This is a genomic window from Mesorhizobium sp. B2-7-3 (assembly GCF_006440715.1).
In the GTDB taxonomy this organism is placed as follows: domain Bacteria; phylum Pseudomonadota; class Alphaproteobacteria; order Rhizobiales; family Rhizobiaceae; genus Mesorhizobium; species Mesorhizobium australicum.
The window spans coordinates 105,922-124,240 of record NZ_VFTY01000013.1 but is presented as its reverse complement, the minus strand read 5'-3'; the positions used below and the strand labels follow the sequence as shown (position 1 = coordinate 124,240).

The 18,319-nt window shown below is 63.3% G+C and carries 14 protein-coding genes and 2 tRNA genes; 6 read left to right on the top strand and 10 right to left on the bottom strand.

Annotation, left to right across the window (positions count from 1 at the left end):
• Positions 1–96: 96 nt before the first annotated feature.
• Positions 97–173, bottom strand: a tRNA-Asp gene (locus FJW04_RS25780).
• Between the two features lie 217 nt (positions 174–390).
• On the opposite strand from FJW04_RS25780, the gene FJW04_RS25775 reads away from it, so the two are divergent.
• Positions 391–466, top strand: a tRNA-Val gene (locus tag FJW04_RS25775).
• 52 nt (positions 467–518) lie between these two features.
• On the opposite strand, the gene FJW04_RS25770 is transcribed toward FJW04_RS25775, so the two are convergent.
• The 6 genes from FJW04_RS25770 to FJW04_RS25745 form a co-directional block, all read right to left on the bottom strand.
• Positions 519–1,289, bottom strand: coding sequence for an SDR family oxidoreductase (locus tag FJW04_RS25770; RefSeq protein WP_140717496.1), 771 nt, complete (start codon positions 1,287–1,289; stop codon positions 519–521).
• Positions 1,290–1,319: 30 nt separating this feature from the next.
• Positions 1,320–2,315 carry an ABC transporter permease gene (locus tag FJW04_RS25765; protein ID WP_140717494.1) on the bottom strand — a complete coding sequence of 332 codons (996 nt, stop codon included), beginning with the start codon at positions 2,313–2,315 and terminating at the stop codon, positions 1,320–1,322.
• Positions 2,316–2,432: 117 nt separating this feature from the next.
• Positions 2,433–3,473: a sugar ABC transporter substrate-binding protein gene (locus tag FJW04_RS25760; protein ID WP_140717492.1), complete on the bottom strand. Its 1,041-nt coding sequence runs from the start codon at positions 3,471–3,473 to the stop codon at positions 2,433–2,435.
• 39 nt (positions 3,474–3,512) lie between these two features.
• Entirely contained in the window at positions 3,513–4,277 is a 765-nt protein-coding gene (locus FJW04_RS25755; protein ID WP_140717490.1) for an ATP-binding cassette domain-containing protein, read from the bottom strand.
• Positions 4,274–5,440 carry an ROK family transcriptional regulator gene (locus FJW04_RS25750; RefSeq protein ID WP_140717488.1) on the bottom strand — a complete coding sequence of 389 codons (1,167 nt, stop codon included), beginning with the start codon at positions 5,438–5,440 and terminating at the stop codon, positions 4,274–4,276. Before FJW04_RS25750 ends, FJW04_RS25755 begins: the two co-directional genes overlap by 4 nt.
• A 192-nt stretch (positions 5,441–5,632) precedes the next feature.
• Complete coding sequence (locus FJW04_RS25745) at positions 5,633–6,937, bottom strand: M23 family metallopeptidase (RefSeq protein ID WP_140717486.1); 1,305 nt, start codon at positions 6,935–6,937, stop codon at positions 5,633–5,635.
• Between the two features lie 301 nt (positions 6,938–7,238).
• Here FJW04_RS25745 and FJW04_RS25740 point away from each other — a divergent pair, with 301 nt between their 5' ends.
• Both FJW04_RS25740 and FJW04_RS25735 read left to right on the top strand, forming a co-directional pair.
• Positions 7,239–8,240, top strand: a complete 1,002-nt coding sequence (locus FJW04_RS25740) for a sterol desaturase family protein (RefSeq protein ID WP_140717484.1) — start codon at positions 7,239–7,241, stop codon at positions 8,238–8,240.
• Complete coding sequence (locus FJW04_RS25735; protein WP_140717482.1) at positions 8,237–9,376, top strand: GNAT family N-acetyltransferase; 1,140 nt, start codon at positions 8,237–8,239, stop codon at positions 9,374–9,376. The genes FJW04_RS25740 and FJW04_RS25735 overlap by 4 nt, the downstream gene beginning before the upstream one ends.
• Positions 9,377–9,415: 39 nt before the next feature.
• Here the strand turns inward: FJW04_RS25735 and FJW04_RS25730 are convergent, their stop codons facing one another.
• Complete coding sequence (locus FJW04_RS25730) at positions 9,416–9,883, bottom strand: peroxiredoxin (RefSeq protein WP_015318177.1); 468 nt, start codon at positions 9,881–9,883, stop codon at positions 9,416–9,418.
• Between the two features lie 95 nt (positions 9,884–9,978).
• Here FJW04_RS25730 and FJW04_RS25725 point away from each other — a divergent pair, with 95 nt between their 5' ends.
• On the top strand, positions 9,979–13,359 hold the full coding sequence (locus FJW04_RS25725) for a DUF3971 domain-containing protein (protein ID WP_140717480.1): 3,381 nt from the start codon (positions 9,979–9,981) through the stop codon (positions 13,357–13,359).
• A gap of 76 nt (positions 13,360–13,435) precedes the next feature.
• On the opposite strand, the gene tyrS is transcribed toward FJW04_RS25725, so the two are convergent.
• Positions 13,436–14,689: a tyrosine--tRNA ligase gene (gene tyrS / locus FJW04_RS25720; protein ID WP_015318175.1), complete on the bottom strand. Its 1,254-nt coding sequence runs from the start codon at positions 14,687–14,689 to the stop codon at positions 13,436–13,438.
• A gap of 228 nt (positions 14,690–14,917) precedes the next feature.
• Between tyrS and FJW04_RS25715 the strand changes: the two genes are divergently transcribed.
• Together FJW04_RS25715 and FJW04_RS25710 are read left to right on the top strand one after the other, a co-directional pair.
• Entirely contained in the window at positions 14,918–16,561 is a 1,644-nt protein-coding gene (locus FJW04_RS25715; RefSeq protein ID WP_140717478.1) for a glycosyltransferase family 39 protein, read from the top strand.
• 31 nt (positions 16,562–16,592) lie between these two features.
• Positions 16,593–17,414 (top strand): phosphatase PAP2 family protein, encoded by an 822-nt coding sequence (locus FJW04_RS25710; protein WP_140717476.1) that lies wholly within the window; start codon positions 16,593–16,595, stop codon positions 17,412–17,414.
• A gap of 93 nt (positions 17,415–17,507) precedes the next feature.
• Here the strand turns inward: FJW04_RS25710 and FJW04_RS25705 are convergent, their stop codons facing one another.
• The gene (locus FJW04_RS25705) at positions 17,508–18,182 is read right to left on the bottom strand and encodes an alpha/beta hydrolase (RefSeq protein ID WP_015318172.1); all 675 of its coding nucleotides are present in this window, start codon (positions 18,180–18,182) and stop codon (positions 17,508–17,510) included.
• Positions 18,183–18,319: the final 137 nt, after the last annotated feature.

Here is an 18,319-nt window from a genome sequence, read left to right as displayed (position 1 = left end):
GCCGAAGAAGGCCTTCAGCACGCTGTTCCTGGAGAGATCCTTGACAATTTTGTCGGCATTTCCCCGGAGCCAAGGATCATCATCCTTGAGGGGAAATGGCGCGAGTGACGGGGCTCGAACCCGCGACCTCCGGCGTGACAGGCCGGCACTCTAACCAACTGAGCTACACCCGCGCATTGACGAGCACGTGTCAGCCGTGTTCGTCGTTGGGGCGCTGGATAAGGGGTTCGCTACCGGGTGTCAAGCGCACCAAACCATCATAACGCCAAACAGGAGAAGGTTTTTTGACAGCCGGCATTTTGTTCGCAAATCCGGCCTGCGAACAGGGCATCCCGCACTCATTTGGCCTTGCGAAGCAGGTCCCGACCGCTTAAAGGTCCGGCCCGGAGCGGGCGATTAGCTCAGTTGGTAGAGCGCTTCGTTTACACCGAAGATGTCGGCGGTTCGAGCCCGTCATCGCCCACCATTCAAACCCACATTTCAAGTCAGCTGAGAGCCGGCCGCTGCGCGTCGCGGTATCACGGCGGCACCATACGGAAATCCTTGCCCTCGGGCAGCAACTGTCCGCCATCGACGACAATGGTCGTGCCGGTGATGTAGCTGGCGTCGTCCGAGGCGAGGAACAGGAAGGCGTTGGCCACGTCGCGTGGGCTGCCGAGCCGGCCGAGCGGGATCGAATCTTCCATGTTCTTGATATAGGCGGCGCCGCGATGTTCCTGGATGGCTTCGGTGAGGATATTGCCGGGTTCGACGCCGTTGACGGTGATGCCGTAGCCGGAGAATTCCAGCGCTGCGGCGCGAATGAAGCCGTTGATGCCTGCTTTCGTCGCCGAATAGTGGCCATGGCCGGGGCTGGTGACATGCGGGCCGGTGATGGAGGAGGTGTAGAGCATGCGGCCAAAGCGCTGCGCCTTCATCGGCACCAGGGCTGCGCGGCTGGCGTTGAAGGTGCCGCGCAAATTGACCGCCATGACGCGGTCCCAGTCGTCGGCGCTGGTGTTCTCGATCAACTGCCAGGGATAGATGCCGGCATTCTGGACGATGATGTCGAGGCGGCCATGGTGTTTCAGCGAAAGCGCCACGGCGGCCTCGGCGTCGCTCATTTGCGAGATGTCGGTGCGGATGAAGGGGACGCCAAGCTCATCCGCACTTGCCCGCCCGGCCTCGGTCTCGGAGTCGGCGAGCACCAGCCTTGCACCTTCCTCGGCGAAGCGCAGCGCGATGCCCTTACCGATGCCGCGCGCGCCGCCGACGATCAGCGCCACCTTGCTTTCCAGTCGTCCTGTCATGCGAACCGTCCTGTCACGCCAATCCCCGTCTCACGCCAATCGCTGGCGAATGGTTTGCTTGAATGCATCGAGCAGCACGGCCGCCAGCACCAGCAGGCCATGGATGACCTGGGTAAAGTTGGCGGGCAGGCCCATCAGGTTGATCGCCGTGTTGATGGCAGAAAGCAGGAGCACGCCGGCGTAGACGCCGGGCAAGGTGCCGACGCCGCCCTTCAGGCTGACGCCGCCGATAACCACGGCCGCGAAGGCGTTGAACAGAAGGCCGACGCCCAGATTGGCGGTGGCGCCCGAGGTGCGGATCGCCAGCAGCCAGCCGGCCAGCCCTGCGATGGCGCCGGCGAGCACGAAGGCGATGATCAGGTTGCGGTTCACCCGGATGCCGGCACGGAAGGTCGCGGTTTCATTGCCTCCGATCATCACCAGGTGCCTGCCGAACGGGGTCTTGGCCATGATCAGCGAGAACACGACGAAACAGGCCACCGCGATCCAGGCGGTAAGCGGCAGGCCAACCAGGCGCTGGATGCCGAACCAGCGGATGGCGGGTGCCAGATCCTGCGCCGAGCGGCCGCCCGAAATGACCAGCACCAGGCCGCGCACCCAGATGTAGGAGGCGAGCGTGATGATGAAGGCGCTCATCTTGACCTTGACCACGAGATAGCCGTTGAAGGCGCCGATGAGGCCGCCGACGGCCAGCGCCAGCAGCAGCGAGACCGGAACCATCAGCCATTCCGGGCGCAACTGCACGCCGAGCCCGATGCCCGAGGAACAAAACAGGATGCCCACCGCCATGGCGCTGAGAGCGGCGACGGATTCGACCGACAGGTCCATGTGCCCGGCAATGATGACCAGCGCCAGGCCGATCGACATCACGCCGAGCACGCTCGACGCCTCGATGATGTTGGCGAAGATGCCGAGCTGGAAATAGTTCGGGATGAACAGCGAGAAGACGACCAGGACAAAAAGCAGCATGAACCAGACGAGGTTGTCGAGGACGAACTCCAGGGCGTGGCGTGTGCGAGGGTTCATGTGTCGATCCGGTTGGCGTGCGGGATGAAGGCCGCGGCAGGTTGCCTGCGTCTCGTTTCATGCGGGCAGGGGCAGGGCTCCGGGCCTCGTATGGCCCGGAGCGGTCGGGCCGCCTGTCTATTCGACCGGCTTGACGGTATCCGTCGGCGGCTTCTGGTTGCCCCAGAAAGCCGGGTTGTCGACGTTTTCCTTGGTGATGGCGGCACCCGGGATCTTGATGTTGGGACCCCAGGCTTCCTTGGTGAGGGTCGATTTCAGGCCAAGCACATCGTATTCGCCGGGCTTGATCTCTTCCTTCTTGACGACCTTGTCCATGAACATGGCGACGGCAGCGGCCTGTGCGTAAAGCGGCTGCTCGACCTCGACGTTGAGCCAGCCCTTGCGGATCAGGTCGAGGCCGACCGGTGCGCCGTTCGAGCTCATCAGCATGACGTCGCCCGGCTTCTTGCCGGCGGCCTCGAGCGAGGCGACGGCGGCGACCGACAGATGTGCGGCATGGCTGAAGATCAGGTCGATGTCGGGGTTGGCCAGCATCTGGTCGGCAACGATGGTGCCGGCGTTGCTGGCCTCCCACTGCATGGCCGGCAGCGAGATGATCTTGACGTCCGGGAACGCCTTCATCTTCTGCTCGAAACCCTTCTGGATGTCGAGCGTGTAGGGATCGCCGGGATCGCCAAGCACCTGCAGGACCTTGCCCTTCACCGAGCCGTTCTTGGCTTTCAGAAGCTTTTCGGCCTGCTCGGCGGCGACGTAGCCGATCTCGACGGTGCCCGCGACCGACGTGAAGTCGGACGGTGTCGACGTGATCTGGCGGTCGAACTCGACCACCGGAATGCCGGCCGCGCGCGCTGCCTCGATCGATGGTTTCAGCGCATTGAAATCGACGGCGGCCAGGATGATCGCCGCCGGCTTCAACGCGATGACGTCGTTCATCTGCGATTGCTGCGCGTCGGTCTTGTTGTCGGCGTTCAGCGTCTTCATCTCGTAGCCGGTCTGTTTCAGGAACAGCTCCAGCGCGCTCACCGAGCCGGTCTGGAACTCGTCGAGCAATGTCGGCACCATGTAGTAGACGATACCCTTGGACTGGGCGAATGCCGGCGTAAGCGTGGCAAAGGCCAGTGCCAGGATACCGAAGACAGCAAGAAGTATTCGCTTCATGTGGTTGGCTCCCTGTTAAGCCGGACCCCTCTTTGTCCCTCAGCCCGCCGGTCCGGCACCGGCAAGCGTCTCTCCGGTGATCATGTTGATCACCGCATCGGGACTTGTCTTGTTGCGTGCGACATCGCCCGCCACGACGCCTTGCCGGATGACCACGATCCGGTCGGCGACCTGAAAAGCCTGCTGCATGATATGGGTGATGATGACGACGCCGATGCCCTGGCTCGCCACCTGGCGGATCATGTCGAGACCGCGCCGCGTCTGCTCGACGCCAAGTGCGGCGAACGGCTCGTCGAGCAGCACCAGCTTGCCGCCCCAATGCACGAAGCGGTTCAGCTCGATGGCCTGCCGCTGGCCGCCCGAGAGATGCTCGACATTGGTGCGCAGTGAAGGAATGCGGGTTCCGGCGCTGGCCAGCGCCTTGCCGACGACGGCTTCCATGGCGCGCTCGTCGAGCACCGGAATGCCGAGAACCTTTCTGGTGATCTCGCGGCCCATGAAGAAATTGGCCACCACATCGACATTGGTGCACAGCGACAGGTCCTGGTAGACGGTCTCGATGCCCGCCGCCTTGGCTTCCGCCGGCGACCGGGCCAGGAATTCCCTGCCCTCGAACAGCATGCGGCCGGAGGTCGGTTCGAGACCGCCAGCTATGATCTTGACCAGCGTCGACTTGCCGGCGCCATTGTCGCCGAGCAGCGCCACCACTTCGCCCTTGCCGATGGAAAAGCTGATCCCCTTCAGCGCTTCGATCGCGCCGTAGTTCTTGGTCACGTTGTCGAGCACCAGCAGGGGTTCGCTCATGCGGCAATCTCCCTGCCCGAAAGTATGTCGCGGCCGCGCTCGCGTTCGGCGGCGAACATCTGCCCGAAGCGTGGCGACAACACCCCTGAAACGGCGAGCGCCGCCGCGCCGCGCAGCACGGCATGCTGGCCGCCGCTGGCGACGATGACGCGCGGCGTCTTGCGGTCCGCGCGGGCCGAAACCGAATTGTGCAGCGGTTCGGCCGCGTCCGCCAGGCGCTCGAGCAGTTCCGATGCCGCCAGGCCGCCGAGCACGACCGTCTCTGGATCGAAGAGGTTTTCGATGATGGCGATGGTGTTGCGGAAGATCGGGCCGACTTGCGCCACCCAATCGGCGTCGCTGCCGGCCCGGCGGCCCCGCGCCTCGAGCGAGAGATAGCGCTCGAGGCAGCCTCGGTTGCCGCAGGGGCAAAGCTCGCCATCGGGGACCACGGGAATGTGGCCGATCTCGCCCGCATTGCCCCAGGCGCCGCGCAGAACGCTGCCGTCATGCATCATCGCGCCGCCAAGCCCGACGCCGAAATAGAGATAGTAATAGTCGGAATGGCGGGCTCCGATGCCATAGAGCCGCTCGCCCATCGCGGCCGCGGCCATGTCGCTCTCGAAGAACGCCGGCAATCCTGTCGCGGCCGTCAGCCGCTCACGCAGCGCCACATGCTTCCAGCCGGTCATCGTGGTCGGGCCGACAAAGCTCATGGAGTCCACATCGAACGGGCCGGGAAGCGCCATGCCGACGCCGATGACGCGGCCGCCGGGCCGCTTGCCCGTCAGGTCGCGGACCATGGCGCCGATCTGGTCGAACGCGTGATCGGGCGTCGCGTTGGACGCTTCGCGGCGTGAACTCTCGATAACGTCGCCGCTGAGATTGATCAGCGCGGCGTCTATTCCAAGCGGCGTCAGGTGGATGCCGACGGCATAGCCGCCTTCCGGGTTGATGCGCAGCGTTGCCGGTGGCAGGCCACGCCCCTTCGGCTCTTCGCGCACGGACAGGATGTAGCCCTGTTCCTCCAGTTCGCGAACGATGGTCGACACGGTCTGCACGGTGAGCCCGACGTGCCTGGCGATGTCGCCGCGTGCAATCGGGCCATGACGGCGGATGGACTCAAGCACGATGCGCCGATTGTATGGCCGCCCGAACTCCTGATTGGTCCCCCGCAATGCCATGCCTTGCGCCCCCACTTGACGTAAGGTTCGCATCAAATATTTATTCAGTCAAATGGAATTCAAAAATAATCCGGAAGCTGAGGAGCCGCGATCCTATGGGGGTTTACGGCGTGCGGGATATCGCATGACGGGGAGAGGTGTGCTCGACCGGGACCGACGGCTCCGGATTCAGCAAGCGAGCGGCTGATCTTGCTAGAGATACTGGGCGACTTTCTTGCCGACGGTCAGGAAGCGCAGCGGATCGATCGCCTCGCCATTGTGACGCACTTCATAGTGCAGATGCGGGCCGGTCGAGCGCCCACTGCTGCCGGTCTTGCCGATGACGGCGCCGGCGTCCACTTTCTCGCCTACCGTCACGTCGATCTCGCTGAGATGTCCGTAACGCGTGGCAAAGCCATTGCCATGGTCGATCTCGACCATGCGGCCATAGCCGCCATTCCAGCCGGCCTTGGTGACGATGCCGGGCGCGGTGACCTTGGCCGCCATGCCGATCGGCGCCCTGAAATCCATGCCCGAATGCAACGCGGCCGTGCCGAGAATGGGATCGGTGCGCACGCCGAACGGACTGGTGACGGAGTGGCCAGGGGCAGGGTTTGCAAGCGGTAACCGACGCGCTTCCTTCTTGAGATGATCGAGCGTATCCAGCGCCTCGTCCAGTTCCTTGACCTTGCTGTCGAAGATCATCGACGAGTCGAGCGGAATCAGCGGTCCGCCGACATCGCTTTCGTTCTTGCCGAAATCACTGTCGACCGGCAGTCCGGCCGTCTGCAGCGCCTGCTGGATGGCATCGGCGCTTTTGTAGGCATTGTCCGCGAGCGTGTTGATGCGGCTGAGCTGTTCATTCTCGATGGATTTCAGCGACTGGTTGATCGAGACGAACAGCCTGTCCGCGCGATCGGCGGCTGAGTCGCTGGGCAGCGGATCGGTGCGGGTCGACCACAAGGAGAAGGGCCTTGTATCGGCGGTGCCGAGGTCCGCGCCCAGGCTGGCAACCGCGTAGTTCCGCGCTGGCTGGCTGATGCTGCCGGTCACCTCGGCGCGCTTGTCCGGCTTGGCGGCCGCGGCCGGATCTTCGGCGGGCACCGTTCCGATATCACCTTCGGCGCGTTCGAGCAGTGGGCCGAGACGGCCATGCCGCTGGCTGAGCTGCGTCTGGCGCTCGAGCAATTCGCTGACTTTGGTCTCCATCAGTTGCTGGTCGAGCAACTGCCTGCTGGTGATGCGGTCGACCTGGGCGCGAAGCGCCGAAATGCGGTCCTCGTAGGCCTGCTGCATGCGCGCCTGGCGCGCCGTGGTGGCGCCGATCAGGTCGTCGCGCAGCACGAGATAGGATGTGGCCAGGAGGTAGCCGATGGCAATGGCGGCGAGTGCTGAACCGATGAATGCCGCCAGCCAGGGACGGATCGTGAAGTGCCTGATCTCGTTGCCCCGGGCGATGATGATCGTGTGCGGTTCCTTGCGCCTGCCGAAGACTGCGGACTGACCGGTTGCGTTCACGGGACCAAGCTTTCGTTACGACACCACGACCGCCTGATTACACATTATTAGGGTTAACAAAGGCTTGCCGTATCGGCAGCGCGACGCCGAATGCACGCAATGCAGGCGAGAGGTTGCATGGAAATCGCCAGCTACGGCCGCTACGTCGCGAAATCGTTGGCGAGGAGCACCAATGTTCCGCCAGCAGCGGTCAGTCACGCGCTGAGCAAGCTCCAGGTTTCTTAACTGTATTCGATTGCATTTAATTGACTCTTTTCGAGTAAAGATCTGCTGGTATTTCGGATTCACCGTGGCGGTAGGAATGCTGGACGACCTGGTTGGCAAGATCCTCGACAAGATTTCGGGCACCAGTCTGCTGGCGACCGGGCTTTTGCTGCTGACGGCCCTTGTCAGCGCGCTCGTGGCCTATTGGCGCACGGTCGAGGAGAAGAGCTGGAAAGAATTTTTCGAGTTCGTCGTCCCCCATGAGGTCATCACCCATCCCTCCGCGAAGGCCGACCTGCTGTTCTGGGTCACCAGGAAGGCCCTGATGCCTTTCCTGATGCTGCCCGCCGGAATTGTCTTCGTCACGGCGGTGGGCTACGGGACCAACTGGCTGTTTTCGACACTGTTCCAGTTTCAGCCGCCTCTGATCGAGGGGCCGGCAGGACCGGTGACGGTGCTGATCTTCACCATCAGCATGCTGCTCGCCTACGACATTTCCTATTATCTCTATCACGTCGCCCAGCATCGCTACCCCCTGCTTTGGGAACTGCACAAGGTGCATCACTCGGCCGAGGTGCTGGTCGGGATCACCAAGGACCGGGTCCATCCGCTCGACGAGTTGATGAACCGGGCCTGGGACGGGCTCATCGTGGGGCTGTGCTTCGGCATTTGGTCGCTGATTTCGCTGAACCTTGTCGAACTGACCGTCTTTGGCGTCAACGTCTATGTCATGCGGAACATCCTGATGATGGATTTCGTCAGGCACACGCATTTCAAGATCTCGTTCGGCCCGCTCAACAACTTGATCCTGTGTCCTCATTGGCACCAGCTGCATCACAGCGTCGATCCGCGCCACTACGACAAGAATTTCGGGCTGCTCTTCTCGTTCTGGGACCGGCTCTTCGGAACATTGTGCGTGCCGAGGCCCGACGAGGACTTCAAGTTCGGACTGGTCGACCGCGATGTGCGCGACTACCAGTCGCTCGCCGGCCTTTATGTCATGCCGCTGAAGCGGATGTGGGGTCATGTTGCCAGGCGCATCCGGCCTGGAAAGCGACAGCCACGGACTGCGCGACCATCGGAAGGGACACGGCCATGAACGCTCCCGTCACGCTCTCCGTCCCGCGGACACGCACCTTCGAAATCGTGACATCGGCGGTGCGCCTGGCCGAGATCGCACCGGCCTGGAGCGCGCTCTGGCAGCGGGCTGGCGGGCTTGTCTTCCAGCATCCCGACTGGATCGCGGCCTGGTGGCGCACCACCCCGCATCAGGAGCGGCGCGCCCTCAGGATTGGGCTTGCCTGGAACGGCGACCGGCTCGAGGGCGTGATAGCGCTCGCGACCTTCAGGCGCTCCGGCATCCGCATGCTCGAATGGGCGGCGAAGGATCACAGTGACTATGGCGACGCGCTGGTTGCACCCGACAGCGACCCGCAGGCGATCTCCCGCCTTTGGCAGCATGTTTTCGATCAGGGCGGCTTCGACCTGATCTACCTCAACCGCCTGCTGCCGGATGCCGGGGTTCATGCCCTGCTGCACCCGGCCCATGGCAAAGCGCTTCGGCCCAACCACCGCGGTGAAATCAGCTACCGTGTCACTGGTCCCTGGCAGAGTGGGGCGGAATGGTTCGAGACGTTGTCGAAAAAGGGCCGGCAGAACTATCGTCGCGGCCGCAAGTTCATGGAAGAGAGCGGCGCATTGCGTTTCCGCCTCCTGGATGCGGATGACCCGCGCGAGCCGGTGCTCGAGCGGGTCGCGACGCTGAAGCGGCTCTGGCTCGTTCGGCATGGCCGCGCTTCGGATCTGTTCGATGAGGGCTCGCCGGTTCTCGCCGCGCTTATTTCCGTGCTGGCCGACCTCGGGCTGTTGCGCATTTTCGTGCTGGAGCTTGACGACACGATCATCGCGGTCTCGATCAACTTCGAGCAGCACGGCACGATGATGGCTTTCGTCACCACCTACGATCCCGAACACGAGCGCGCCTCGCCGGGTATGGTGCTGATGATGGACTATATCCAGTGGTCGCTCGACCGTGGCCTTGCCACGATTGATTTTCTCTGCGGCGGCGAGGATTTCAAGCGCCGCTTCGCCACGCAATCAGTCGCGCTGTCGTCGATAATGGGTGCGCGCGGCTTGCGCGGTCATCTCGCCGCACTGGCCGATCATGTGGACCATGTTTCGAAGTCCTGGAAGACCCGGCGGCAGCCGAAAGCCGACGCGGTGCCTGACGAATAGCGCCACGATCGTCGTTTGCGTCGTGTGCTTTGGCGACGCTCAAAGCGCGCGAACGGCTTCCAGAACGGCCTCGGCATGGCCCTTGACCCGGACCTTGCGCCAGATCTTGGCGATCCGTCCGTCACGGCCGATCAAGAATGTCGCGCGCTCGACGCCCATGTATTTGCGGCCATACATCGATTTCTCGACCCACAGGCGGTAGGCCTCGATCACCTTGCGCTCCTCGTCGGCGGCAAGATCGATGGTGAGATCGTATTTCGATTTGAACTTGTCGTGTTTCTTGGCGCTGTCGGGCGACAGGCCGATGACGACAGCGCCGGCCTTCTCGAATTCCGGCTTCAGCCGCGAGAAGCTGATCGCCTCTTGCGTGCAGCTTGTCGTGTCATCCTGAGGATAGAAATAGAGCACGACTGGCTTGCCGGCGGATGCGGCCAGGCTGAGCGATCCGCCGCCGTCCCGCGGCAGATCGAATTGCGGCGCGGGATCGCCTACTTCGAGGTCAGCCATATCGATGCCCTTGTTTGAGGTTACGCGCGAAGCCACACCGATATAGTGTCGACCGGGGATTCGTCCACGAGCGAGTTTGTACAACGGAAGATTGCGTGGATCAGGAGCAACCGCAGCACGAGAAGATCCGGTTCAGGCGGGACGAAATCACCGACCTGGGCGCCCTGCCGTCCGCGTGCCGCGTCCCGCCTCTTGGCCAGGCGGCGATCGGCCGCGGCTTTCGCATCCTTTCGCGCGTGTTTAACGGCTTGGTCGCGTTCATGCTGCTGGCCGCGACGGCGGTCTATCTCATCGGCCTTTCCGGCATTGGTTCTGACCGGCTGCGCGTCGAGGCGGAGAGCGCCATCGAGAGGCTGGCGGGCGTCGACGTCAATGTCGCTGTCGGGCCCGCCCGCATCACGCTCGACAGTTCGAGCTTCGTGGCGCTGCAGGTGAGCGATGTCAGCCTGAAGACATCGGACGGCAAACCCATGGCCGATGCCGGGCGTGTGCGCTTCGGCATCCGCCTGGTGCCGCTTTTGTGGGGCGAGGTGCGGCTGACCAGCGCCAGGATCTCCGATGCCCGCATCGTCATGGCGGCGATGCCGTCCGGCGGCGACTGGACGGCGGCACTGCGCAACGAGAACGGCCTCGTCGATCCGGAGAAGCTGTCGGACGCCGTGTTCGGCTACATCCATCGTGCGCTCGACGCCGTGCGGGAAGATTCGATGCGCCGGATCGATCTCAGCAATGTCGAGTTCGTGTTGCCCGACGCTGGATCGATCAAGCTGGTCAAGATCGCCGACGCCACCGTGGTTCAGTCGGGGCCGGGCGGCATGGAGTTCACCTCCGACGCCGACATCGACGGCAGGACAGTCACCGTTGTAGCTTCCGCCACCCGTAACATCGCGGCGCACCGGGTGACGGCGTTGGATGCCAGCATCAATCTGGCGGATGCCGGCGCCACCGCCGCCGGCTCCGGCAAGCTTGGTGCCGTCGCGCTGAAGTTGACAGGATCGGAAGGGTCAGGTGCCACCGCATCACGCTTGACCGCCGCCCTTTCGTCCACCGGGTCCGTGCTGGATCTTGGCACACGCGGGCTGCTGCCGGCGGATGCCGATCTCAATGCGACGCTTGTCTATGGCTCCAACAAGATCCAGGTCGACAGGCTGCTCTTGAAAACCGGCAGGTCTTCATTCGATTTCGGCGGCTCGATCGGGCCAAAACCAGCAACCGGGGTGGCTGGTGAGGAACCCTCCTACCGTTACGATCTGACCAGCGACGGTTCGACCTTGGCGCCATCGGAATCGCCTGAGCCCGCGCTGATGTTCCTGGCGCGCATCGCCGGCGTCTACCAGCCGCAAAGCCATAAACTGGTGGCCGAGCAGATCGCGGTTCGGTCCGCCGGGAGCAGCGAGGTGCTTGGCACCGCGGCTGTGGAATTCGTCGAGGGCAAGGCTCCCGGGATCAATCTGGCGCTCAACATCCATGACATGCCGGTCTCGCACGTCAAACAGCTGTGGCCGTGGTTTTCGGCGCGCAATGCGCGGCTCTGGGTGCTGAACAATCTGTTCGGCGGCCGCGTGGTCGATGCCAGCCTCCAGTTCCAGGTGGTGCCGGATCGCCTCGGCAATGGCGTGCCGCTTTCCGCCGACGAGGTCTTCGGCCGCTTCCAGATCGAAGGCGCGCGTTTCGACACTGCCGGCCGCATCCCGCCGATCCGCGACGCGGTGGGCGTGGTCGGATTCCACGGCAACGACGTCGACGTCTCCTTGTCGTCGGGCACCGTCTTCATGCCTAGCGGCCGCACGGTGGCGGCCAGCAATGGCACGCTGACGGTCAAGGCCGCCAACCGTCCGCCGGTCATCGGCGCACTCGACATCGATGTGGAGGGGGAGGCGCCGGCCGTCGCCGAGCTTGCCTCCTACGAACCGATCAACGCCATGCGCCATGTCGGCATCCTGCCTGAGGATCTTTCCGGCAGCGTCACCGGCCACGTCAAGGCGGACATTCCGCTGCAGTCGGGCGTCGATACGGCGAAGCTCGATTGGCTGGTGTCGCTCGACTACACCGGCCTGTCCCTGGCCAAGCCGTTCGAGGGGCAGGCCGTGACGGACGCGGACGGCTCGATCACGGTCGACCCGCAAAAGGCTGTCATTTCGGCCAAGGCATCGCTGAACGGCATTCCGGCCGAACTCGATCTCGTCGAGCCGTTAACGGATGACGGGCCGGCGCGCAGTCGCAAAGTCGCCCTGGTGCTCGACGACAAGATCCGCGCCGCCGCCATGCCCGGCCTGACGCCGCTGCTTGGTGGAACGGTGAAGGTCGCGATCGACAAGAGCGGCAGCGGCAACCAGAACGTTTCGGTCGACCTGACCAATGCCAGGCTGGACATTCCCTGGGCCGGCTGGAGCAAGGGGGCGGGGGTTCCCGCCAGCGCCACCTTCGTCATGACCAAGGCCGGCGACACCACGACGCTGTCCGACTTCGACCTCGGTGGCAAGACATTCTCCATCGATGGCGGCATCGTGCTGGTCAACGGCGCGCTGTCGTCGGCCAAGTTCAGCAGGGTCACCCTGAACCGGGGCGATGATGTTTCCGTGTCGGTGAAGCGATCGGGCAAGGGCTATGCGGTCGGCATCAATGGCAATGCGCTTGATGCTCGTTCGTTGATCAAGCAGTTCACGTCCGATGTGGACACCGCGACCAAAACGACAGGAACAGACAATATTTCAGTCAGTGCGGACGTCAATCAGCTCACCGGTTTCCACGACGAGCAGCTCTCCAACCTGAAGCTCGACTACAGTGCGGCCGGTTCGCGGGTGAACGGACTGAAGGTCAGCGCGACGGCGAGTTCGGGTGCCGCCATCGCCATCAGCAACACCACCGGCGACGGCAGGCGTTCGCTCAATGTGCAGTCGGCGGACGCCGGCGCCATCCTGCGGTTCCTCAACATCTATGAGCACATGGAAGGCGGATCAATCACGCTGGCGCTGACCGGGGCCAGCGACGGGCCGATGAAGGGCAAGGTCGACACCAGCAACTTCTTCATCGTCAACGAACCCAAGCTCGCCTCCATCGTCTCGACCACGCCGGCCGGCGACAGCCGCAGCCTCAACCAGGCGGTGAAGGGCAAGCTCGACACGTCGCGGGTGAAGTTCGAGCGCGGATATGCCGAAATCGACAAGGGCAGCGGCTATCTGCGGCTGACCAATGGCGTGCTGCGCGGCCCGCGTATCGGCACGACCTTCCAGGGCATCCTCTACGACCAGAACAACAATATGGATATGACCGGCACCTTCATGCCTGCCTACGGTCTCAACCGCATCTTTGGCGAATTGCCCATCGTCGGCGCGCTTCTGGGCAATGGCCGCGACCGCGGCCTGATCGGCGTCACCTACCGCCTCAGGGGCAATGCCAACAAGCCGGTGCTCGACGTCAATCCGCTGTCGGTGATCGCGCCGGGGATATTCAGGTCGATCTTCGAGTATCGCTAGAGCGAAACGGTTTTCTGCCCGCAATTGCCTCAAGACACATAGTTGGAGCCGTTTCCGGGAAACGGCTCCAAGGGCCTTAGGCCGGCCTGACCAGGATGTGTTTTTTCCTGCCCAATGAAAGCTTTATGACGTTTTCCGGACTCAAATCCTGAAGCGTCACCAGCCGGCGGTCGTCGCTGACCGCCTGGTCGTTCAGGCGCACGGCGCCGCCCTGGATGTGCCGCCGTGCCTCGCCATTGGATGATGCCAGCCCGGCGCTGACCAATAGCGACAGGATGCCGACACCGGCTTCGAGCGCGGCCTTGTCCGCCTCGACGGCCGGCAAAGTGTCGGCGAGAGCGCCTTCCTCGAAAGTCTTTCGCGCCGTCTCGCTGGCCTGTTCGGCGGCCGCGCGGCCATGCAGATGGGCGGTAATCTCGGTCGCGAGGATCTTCTTTGCCTCGTTGATCTCGGAGCCGCCCAGCCGCTCGAGCCGTGCGACCTCGTCCAGCGGCAATGTGGTGTAGAGTTTCAGGAACCGGGCAACGTCGGCATCCTCGGTGTTGCGCCAGTACTGCCAGAACTCGTAAGGGCTCAGCATCTGCGGATCGAGCCAGACCGCACCCGACGCCGACTTGCCCATCTTGGCGCCGGACGAGGTGGTCAGCAGCGGCGTGGTCAGCGCATAGAGTTGCGCATCTTCCATACGGCGGCCGAGATCGATGCCGTTGATGATGTTGCCCCATTGGTCGGAGCCGCCCATCTGCAGGCGGCAGCCGAGGCGCTTGTAGAGTTCGACGAAATCATAGGCCTGCAGGATCATGTAGTTGAATTCGAGGAACGAAAGCGATTGCTCGCGATCGAGCCGCAACTTGACGGAATCGAACGCAAGCATGCGGTTGACGGAAAAGTGCCGGCCGACATCACGCAGGAAATTGACGTAGTTGATCTCCATCAGCCAGTCGGCATTGTTGACCATGACCGCGTCGTTCGGACCACTGCCGAATTTGAGGTAGGGCATGAAGTTGCGGCGGATGCCGGCAAGATTGCCGTCGATGTCTTGCGGCGTGAGCAGCTTGCGCGCCTCGTCCTTGAAGGAGGGGTCGCCGATCATCGAGGTGCCGCCGCCCATCAGCGCGATCGGCCGATGGCCGGTCTGCTGCAGCCAGTGCAGCATCATGATCTGGATCAGCGAGCCGGCATGCAGGCTCCTGGCGGTGGCGTCGAAGCCGATATAGGCCGTCACCGTCTCCTTGGCGAAGAGTTGATCGAGACCGGCATCATCCGAGGTCTGGTGGATGAAACCGCGCTCGCTCATCGTGCGCAGGAAATCGGATTTGAAGGCAGGCATGGTTTTTTCCCGAAAGCGTGTGCCCGTCCAGCGCGAGCAATGTGAACGCGCGCGTTTAGCACCCAAGGGCGATCAGCAAAAGTGGAATCCGGTTTTGCGGCCGGCCCGGATGGCATTTGCGAATCCTTGCCTCATCCATGCCGCTGGCGTAATGAGGCGCCGCGCAAGGGCAGCGCCCGCACGCCGCGACGGGGTCGTCCCGCAGATCAGATCCGGAAAGCTCCCGCGATGAACAGAAACTACCTCTTCCTCTTTCTGTTCAGCTTGGTCATGAGTTTCAGCGGCTTGGCGAGCCTTCCGCCGATCGACCGCGACGAGTCCCGCTTTGTCCAGGCGACCAAGCAGATGGTCGAAACCGGCGACTATATCGACATCCGCTTCCAGGATGTCTCGCGCTACAAGAAGCCGATCGGCATCTACTGGCTGCAATCGGCTGCCGTCGCATTGAGCGGCGAGGGCGCGGCCGCACCGATCTGGGTGTACCGCCTTGTCTCGATGCTCGGAATCGCGCTCGCTGTCCTGGGCATCGGCTGGACGGGCACAAAATTGTTCGGCGCCAATGCCGGCCTTGCCGCCGGCCTGATGATGGCGGCGATCTTCGCAACCGCGTTCGAGGGACGCGACGCCAAAACCGACGCCATGCTTTTGGCCTGTTGCGTGGCCGCGCAGGGCGCGCTGGCGCAAGTCTACCTGGCGTCGCGCCGCAACGAGCCGGTGGCCGGCCATCTGCCGTGGATATTCTGGTTCGCGCAAGGCGTCGGGATCCTCATCAAGGGGCCCGTGGCCCCGCTTCTGTCACTGCTGACGGCGGCCGCGCTGTTTGCTTTCGAACGCGACTGGCGCTGGCTTTTGAAGCTGAAGCTGGTGCGCGGCGTCGCGCTCGTTTTGCTCATCGTGCTGCCCTGGGTCGCTTTTATCGGCTGGAAGAGCGGCGGCGCCTTTTTTCAGGAAGCCGTCGGCAAGGATATGCTGAACAAGGTCGCCTCGGGAGAGGAATCGCACGGCCTGCCGCCCGGCTTCTACATGCTGACCTATTCCCTGTTCATGTGGCCGTTCGGCCTGATCGCGGTCGGCGCCGGCCTGCAGGCCCTCAATCGTGTGCGCGACGATTTCAGGCTGCGCTTTTGCCTGGCATGGTACATTCCGTTCTGGCTGGTGTTCGAACTCATCCCGACCAAACTGCCGCATTACGTCCTGCCGGCCTATCCCGGCATGGCGCTGCTGATCGGCTGGCTGCTGACGTTGTCGCCGCAGGATGCCAATGCGCCGCTCAAGCGCTGGCAGCAGTGGTTGTGGTGGTCGACCGCGTTCGGTCTGGTGGTGGTCAGCCTCGGGCTGGCCGCGGTTTGTATCGGGGCACCGATCTACCTTACGCACAGTTTCTCCTGGTGGAGCATTCCTGCGGCAGCGTCAGCGCTGGGCGCCGGTTATCTCGCATTCTCCAGGCAGTTGCAGGTGCCGCTGCCTCGCATTGGAGCCACCGCCGCCTGCGCGGGCATCACCTATGCCTTGCTGTTCGGGGTCATCGCGCCGTCGCTGAAGCCGATGTGGCTGAGCCCGGCGATCAGGCAAGCCGTGCTTGCCAACCAGGCATGCGACACAGCGGTGCTGGCCTCGGCGCGGTATCAGGAGCCGAGCCTGGTGTTTCTGGTCGGCACGAAAACGGTGCTCACCGATGTCGGAGGCGTGGCGGAGCACCTGCTCGCCGATCCTGCCTGTGCCTTGGGGCTGGCCCCGATCGGGGATGAGCAGAAGTTGAATGGCATGCTGTCGGTGCGAGGCAGATCGGTGAACCGCGTCGCTGAAATCGATGGCTTCAACTATTCGTCGGGAGACAAACTGTCGCTCGGCCTTTATCGTGTGGCCCAATGACGGCTGGGTCGATGACAGAGTCCAGTTTCCAATGCTCGTGAAATCACGCCCACCAGTTACCAGCTTTCCCCTCGGGATAGGACGCCGGTCCCTCGGCAATTTTCGTGACACCCTGCGGATCGCAAGGCGGCGCCTCGCCGTTCGGCCCGCTCGCTATCCAAACATCTCATGGTGGGCGTGGGGACTGGTCTGGGTCTTTCTGACGGCAGCCGCCTTTGTTCGTCTCGATAGGCCGGCGGGGGTAGCCCATGGCCAATGGTCGGCGGGTGCCGCTAGGCTTGCCGAATTCTTCACGCAGTTCGGACTGGGCGGCTGGTATCTCATCCCGTCCGCGCTTCTGCTTGTCGCGGCCAATCTGACGGATTGGCGAAGCCTTTCGCGGCGCGCGCTGATGCTGGTCTACAGTTGGACTTGTCTCGCTTTTCTGGTGCTGAGCGCCGTTGGCTTGTCGGGCCTGACCGTCAATGTCCTGAAATATGCCATTGGCAGGGCGCGCCCGCTCTACTTCCAGGATTTTGGCGTCCTTGCACTGCACCCGTTTGCCTTCGATGCGCGCTTTGCCGGCTTTCCGTCCGGCCACGCCACGACGATGGGCGCCGTCTTCGGTATCCTGCTGCTTTTGTTTCCGCGGCGTTGGTATATCGCCCTTGTGGTGACGGGCTGCATCGCCTCGACCCGGATATTCGTCGGCGCGCACTATCCAAGCGACACCGTCGCCGGCTTCGGCCTCGGCTGTGCCTTCGCGCTGGCGTGCGGACTGGTCTTTGCCAGGCTCGGTTTCATCTTCCGGCCGGCAGCTTCAGGATTGCCGGTCCGCAAATCATCGTTCCGGCTTGTTGCCCCGGAAAAATAAGTCGCTGCCGGACCGCATCGTAGCAAGCGATGTGTCGAGGAGCGGACATTGCCCGCCCGCCCATAGCCCCGCGAACACGCCTGGCCTGATGTCTTAACGCAGCCGCTTTGGCCTCGGATCGGACAATTCTCCCGCCAGCCGTCGATCGAGATAATCGGAGCATTCCTCGATCAAGAGATCGGCGTCGTTGGCGAAAAAGTGGTTGGCGCCGGGCAGGGTCTTCTGCGTGATGGTGATGCCCTTCTGCGTATGCAGCTTGTCGACCAGGCCTTGCACATCCTTCGGCGGCGCCACCTTGTCGGCGTCGCCATGAATGATCAGGCCCGAAGACGGGCAGGGCGCCAGGAAGGAAAAATCATACGTGTTGGGCTGCGGCGCGATCGAGATGAAGCCCTCGATCTCGGGCCGGCGCATCAGCAGCTGCATGCCGATCCACGAACCGAAGGAATAGCCGGCGACCCAGCAGCTCTTGGAATCCGGATGCAGCGACTGCACCCAGTCGAGTGCCGCCGCCGCGTCCGACAACTCGCCGGTGCCATGGTCGAACTCGCCCTGGCTGCGGCCGATGCCGCGAAAATTGAAGCGCAGCGTGGTGAAATCACGCTTCTGGAACATGTAAAAGAGGTCGTAGACGATCTTGTTGTTCATCGTGCCGCCGAACTGCGGGTGCGGATGCAACACGATGGCAATTGGCGCGCTCTTTTCCCGCGAGGGCTGGTAGCGTCCCTCCAGGCGGCCGGCCGGACCGGTGAAAATGACCTCAGGCATGAAATACTCCACGTGACATACAAGTGCGCGGTGCCCGGAAAACTGTTCCTCTGGCCCCGCTTCCACAGACCTTGACGCAGGGCGAGCGTCTTCATAGAAGCTAGTTTAGAATTGTTCAAAACTGGGTGGCCGAAACG

Excerpts from the sequence above, each read along its gene's own strand:
- FJW04_RS25770 (WP_140717496.1), bottom strand. The coding sequence starts at position 1,289 with ATGACAGGACGACTGGAAAGCAAGGTGGCGCTGATCGTCGGCGGCGCG.
- FJW04_RS25765 (WP_140717494.1), bottom strand. The coding sequence starts at position 2,315 with ATGAACCCTCGCACACGCCACGCCCTGGAGTTCGTCCTCGACAACCTC.
- FJW04_RS25760 (WP_140717492.1), bottom strand. The coding sequence starts at position 3,473 with ATGAAGCGAATACTTCTTGCTGTCTTCGGTATCCTGGCACTGGCCTTT.
- FJW04_RS25755 (WP_140717490.1), bottom strand. The coding sequence starts at position 4,277 with ATGAGCGAACCCCTGCTGGTGCTCGACAACGTGACCAAGAACTACGGC.
- FJW04_RS25750 (WP_140717488.1), bottom strand. The coding sequence starts at position 5,440 with ATGGCATTGCGGGGGACCAATCAGGAGTTCGGGCGGCCATACAATCGG.
- FJW04_RS25740 (WP_140717484.1), top strand. The coding sequence starts at position 7,239 with ATGCTGGACGACCTGGTTGGCAAGATCCTCGACAAGATTTCGGGCACC.
- FJW04_RS25735 (WP_140717482.1), top strand. The coding sequence starts at position 8,237 with ATGAACGCTCCCGTCACGCTCTCCGTCCCGCGGACACGCACCTTCGAA.
- FJW04_RS25730 (WP_015318177.1), bottom strand. The coding sequence starts at position 9,883 with ATGGCTGACCTCGAAGTAGGCGATCCCGCGCCGCAATTCGATCTGCCG.
- tyrS (WP_015318175.1), bottom strand. The coding sequence starts at position 14,689 with ATGCCTGCCTTCAAATCCGATTTCCTGCGCACGATGAGCGAGCGCGGT.
- FJW04_RS25715 (WP_140717478.1), top strand. The coding sequence starts at position 14,918 with ATGAACAGAAACTACCTCTTCCTCTTTCTGTTCAGCTTGGTCATGAGT.
- FJW04_RS25710 (WP_140717476.1), top strand. The coding sequence starts at position 16,593 with ATGCTCGTGAAATCACGCCCACCAGTTACCAGCTTTCCCCTCGGGATA.
- FJW04_RS25705 (WP_015318172.1), bottom strand. The coding sequence starts at position 18,182 with ATGCCTGAGGTCATTTTCACCGGTCCGGCCGGCCGCCTGGAGGGACGC.